Annotated in this window: 4 protein-coding genes; 3 read left to right on the top strand and 1 reads right to left on the bottom strand. The window is 50.2% G+C overall.

Annotated features, from left to right (window positions below):
- Positions 1-130 precede the first annotated feature (130 nt).
- The 3 genes from VE954_RS14860 to tnpC all read left to right on the top strand — a co-directional run bounded on the left by VE954_RS14860 (position 131) and on the right by tnpC (position 2,411).
- Complete coding sequence (locus tag VE954_RS14860; RefSeq protein ID WP_324954073.1) at positions 131-496, top strand: transposase; 366 nt, start codon at positions 131-133, stop codon at positions 494-496.
- A 90-nt stretch (positions 497-586) separates the two neighbouring features.
- Positions 587-853: an IS66 family insertion sequence element accessory protein TnpB gene (gene tnpB, locus VE954_RS14855; RefSeq protein ID WP_324954071.1), complete on the top strand. Its 267-nt coding sequence runs from the start codon at positions 587-589 to the stop codon at positions 851-853.
- 61 nt (positions 854-914) lie between these two features.
- Complete coding sequence (tnpC, locus tag VE954_RS14850; RefSeq protein ID WP_324954068.1) at positions 915-2,411, top strand: IS66 family transposase; 1,497 nt, start codon at positions 915-917, stop codon at positions 2,409-2,411.
- A gap of 49 nt (positions 2,412-2,460) precedes the next feature.
- Here the strand turns inward: tnpC and VE954_RS14845 are convergent, their stop codons facing one another.
- Positions 2,461-3,561 (bottom strand): hypothetical protein, encoded by a 1,101-nt coding sequence (locus VE954_RS14845; protein ID WP_324954066.1) that lies wholly within the window; start codon positions 3,559-3,561, stop codon positions 2,461-2,463.
- Positions 3,562-3,831 lie beyond the last annotated feature (270 nt).

Below are 3,831 nucleotides of genomic sequence, written 5' to 3'. Positions count from 1 at the left end.
TAAACGCTCGGTTATTCCCCACTTGTGGCCGGCGGTTGAAATACGGAAACTTGCCTTATAGTTGCCTTAAGGTAAGACCTCAATTTCTGGGAAATTGCCTTAAGGTTTAGATAAGGAAGGTTTCTTAGGGATGAGTAAAACCCGGTTGATCATGGGCGTTGAGCGTCGGCGAAAGTTCCCGGATGAGGAAAAGGCCAGGATAGTCTCCGAGATGGCCGAAACGTCGATGACCGCTGTCAGCAAGAAGCACGGCATTGCGATGAGCGCCCTTTCCAAATGGAAGAAAAAGTTCCCACCCAAATCATTTGCCCTACTCGAACTCAATGATGCCGCGCCCAAGGCTGCCAACTCTTCAAAGCCTGCAAAGCAGATCGATCCGCCTCCACCGCCATCAAACATGATTCGAGTTATCGTTCACAAAAGGATTGTCGTTGAATTTCCCCTCACTGCGGAACCCGGCGCAATTGCGCTATTCATCAAGGCGCTGGAGAGCTGAGCCGATGCGTGACGCCCGATCGTTTCAAAATATCTTTTTGCACAAGAAATTTGTGGACCTCCGAAAAAATATTCAGGGATTAAGATAGTAGTGAATGAGATGAAACACAACCCGTGTGACGGTGGGTTGTTCGTTTTTGCCAGTAGGAACAAAAGTCTAATGAAATGCATTTATTGGGATCGCTCCGGGTTCGCATTGTGGCAAAAGAGATTGGAGAAGGACCACTTCCGCTGGCCTGTTAAATTGCAGGACGATATCGTTCGAGTATCGGCAGAACAGATGGAATGGCTTCTTGCCGGCCTTGATATCGTGAAGGCCAAACCTCACGAAACCCTGCGATACGAAGCATTTTCTTAAAGACAATAGCACCTTCCCGGTGCTATATCCTATTCCCATGGAAACTTCGCAACACCATACTATGACTGAACTGGAAGCACTTCGACGCGAGAATGCTCGTCTGCGCGAGGACGTGGCCTACCTTGAAGAGCTTGTTAAGCTTTTCCGTCATCAGAAATTTGGTTCTAAAAGTGAAGCCAATCGTCATCCAGGTGAGCAGCTTCTGTTCAACGAGGCTGAGGGCGATAGTGATTTGGCTTCTCAGGGGCCGGAACCCGAAGAGACTGAATCCCAACCAGGCACCACAAAACCTAAAGGCAAACCGGCAAGAAAGGCTTTGCCCGAAAGGATTCCAAGGATTGAGCGGATCATTGACCTTCCCGAACATGAACGAGTCTGTCCTGTCTCTGGCAAGCCTTTGCATCGGATCGGCGAGGAGATCACGGAGCAGCTTGATATTGTACCTGCCAAGGTCCAGGTGATTAGAACGATTCGACCGAAGTATGCCTGTTCCTGTGGTGAATGTGTTCCAAAGTCCATGGCTTTGCCGCCTCAGCCTATTCCCAAAAGCATGGCCAGCCCTGGACTACTGGCATTCATCACAACTTCGAAGTATGCCGATGGCATGCCCTTATATCGCCAGGAAGGCATTCTACAAAGGATTGGCTGCGATATTCCCCGTGCGACTCTTGCCAGTTGGATGATGCGCTGCGGAGAGCTTGTCACGCCACTCATCAATCTTTTGCGTGAGAAAATGTTGGAAGGTCCACTCGTGCAATGCGATGAAACGCCCATCCAGGTCTTGAAGGTTCCCGGCAAAAAGCCGACCAGCAAGTCCTTCATGTGGGTTACTGCGAGGTGGGATGAGAACGGCAAGAAAATTGTCTTGTATGAATTCAATTCATCACGCAGCAGCGACGTTCCTTTGAAGATATTCAAAGACTATAAAGGCTATGTTCAGACCGATGGTTATGAAGGCTATTCGCGGCTTGGTCTTGTGCCTGGCATTGTCCACGTTGGCGATTGGGTACACGTCAGAAGAAAATTCAAAGACGCCATCAAGGGCCAGAAAACCGGTTCCAAAGCGAGTTTTGCTGAACATGCTTTGGATGCCATAAAACATCTTTATCGAATCGAGAATGAATGTCAGGACCCCGCAGCAAGGCTGCATGCGCGCCAAACCCACTCAAGACACGTGATTGATGAGCTAAGGGTATGGCTGGATACGGCGATACACAAGGTGCCGCCTAAATCTCTCACCGGCCAGGCGCTGGCTTATATGGATGGTCAGTGGCCGAAACTTGTTCGCTTTCTTGATGATCCCGTGATCGGACTTGACACAAATCCGGTTGAAAATGCCATCAGGCCGTTTGCCTTAGGCAGGAAAGCATGGTTGTTTTCTGATACCGTGAAGGGGGCCAATGCCAGCGCCGCTCTTTATAGCCTTGTGATAACCGCTCGTGCAAACGGTATCGAGCCTTATGAATACCTTACCCATATCTTCACTGAGCTTCCCAGGGCCACTTCCGCCGATGACTTCGAGACTCTTCTGCCTTGGAACTTTTCAACCAGACCCTGACTATGTCTGGTCAACCAGCGGACCCTGGGCGTTACCAGGCGCTTACTGTTCAATGATAGCCGCCACACCAGTGCCCACGCACCATAAAACGATAAAAAATCTGTCTTCCCATGGGTGCTCGCACCAGTTCCTGCATTTGCCTTAACAGCGAAAGTTTGATCTTCCCTGGCAAAAAGAAGACCGTGTCAGAACTAGCAATTTGAAGCTCTGACCTGGTGCTTGTTGCTAGACTTGCCAGGGACCTCGGTGCGCGCACTTCCGTTTTGTCTGGCGAACTTGTTGCGTAAAGCACTGCGTTCACGGACAGATCGAGCAAGGTCTGAAGTGGGTCGGAGGCTTTCAAATCAAGTTCGTCAACCCGGTTCTGATGGGCACGGGAGCCTAAGTCCTGAGCTTCTCCGACTTGAATCTGCTTCTCCACAAGACAAGGCAGATCGGCACCGAGTGCATCAAAAGCAAAGGCCAGACTGATGACACGATCCTCACCGCAAGCTTTTTCCATAACATAGACAGTCGCCACACGCAGAATATAGCCCCTTAAGGGACAATCCGCTTCCCGAGCCAACCATCGCTCGGCCAGAGACAGAAAATATCGGTCTGTAAAGACAAAGGCAAAGCTGGGGAAAGGCAACTTGAGATCATGACCAAGCAGATCTATATCAGTATGAGCCAGCATATAGACCAATGACTCATCCACCCAAAAAGTCTTTCGCTTGTGCAGTTCATGGTTACATGAGATTAACAATTGGCGGAGCCTTGACTTGTCGGTGCCGAGATCCTGATCAAGTTCTTTGAGGTAACGCCTGACTTCAAGACTGCTTTCCAAATAGCTTTCATCCATGACACGGGCAGTTTCGTCCAGGAGTACAGCCAGCGCTGAGGTCCTGCTAAATCGTCGTGACCAAGCTTGAGCGACGATGCTCTGAGTCAACTCCACATCAGCAAAGTAAGCGCTTTGATCTGCGACCGAAAGGAATTGCTTCCACGCAAAGGCTAAGCTATTGGCCATACGAAATGACCGCGGCCTTGTGAGAGCGGTGGCACAATCGGTCCCATATCCATTCGAGCCCAGGTCGCCTTCCATAGTTATGCCTTCAGGCCAAATCGCCCCCAAACCCTGGGCTGACTCCACAGCAAGGGCAAATCTCATCAAGCCGCTCACGCCGACATCCGCAACAAGAGCCCAAGTGCTTCTTCCACCTGAAGTCAATTTATCGAAGTTGTCGAGACTCTTTTTTCTGGCCAAGCGGGCGCTGGGATCCCCAAGGGATTGTTGGAATTCAGCCAAGCTATCCTGACGAGCTTTGAAATAAGCAACCCAATTTTTGGCATTTTTCCCCAAACTGCCCCTGCATTCGCTTGTACATGGCAAAATCCATAGCATACCGCAGTTCGCTTACGTCGAGCGCAACCAACTGAT

Source organism: Oligoflexus sp., assembly GCF_035638955.1.
Taxonomy (GTDB): Bacteria; Bdellovibrionota_B; Oligoflexia; order Oligoflexales; family Oligoflexaceae; genus Oligoflexus.
The sequence above is the reverse complement of the archived record's forward strand: the minus strand, read 5'-3'. Positions and strand labels throughout refer to the sequence as shown.

Excerpts from the sequence above, each read along its gene's own strand:
- VE954_RS14860 (WP_324954073.1), top strand. The coding sequence starts at position 131 with ATGAGTAAAACCCGGTTGATCATGGGCGTTGAGCGTCGGCGAAAGTTC.
- tnpC (WP_324954068.1), top strand. The coding sequence starts at position 915 with ATGACTGAACTGGAAGCACTTCGACGCGAGAATGCTCGTCTGCGCGAG.
- VE954_RS14845 (WP_324954066.1), bottom strand. The coding sequence starts at position 3,561 with ATGAGATTTGCCCTTGCTGTGGAGTCAGCCCAGGGTTTGGGGGCGATT.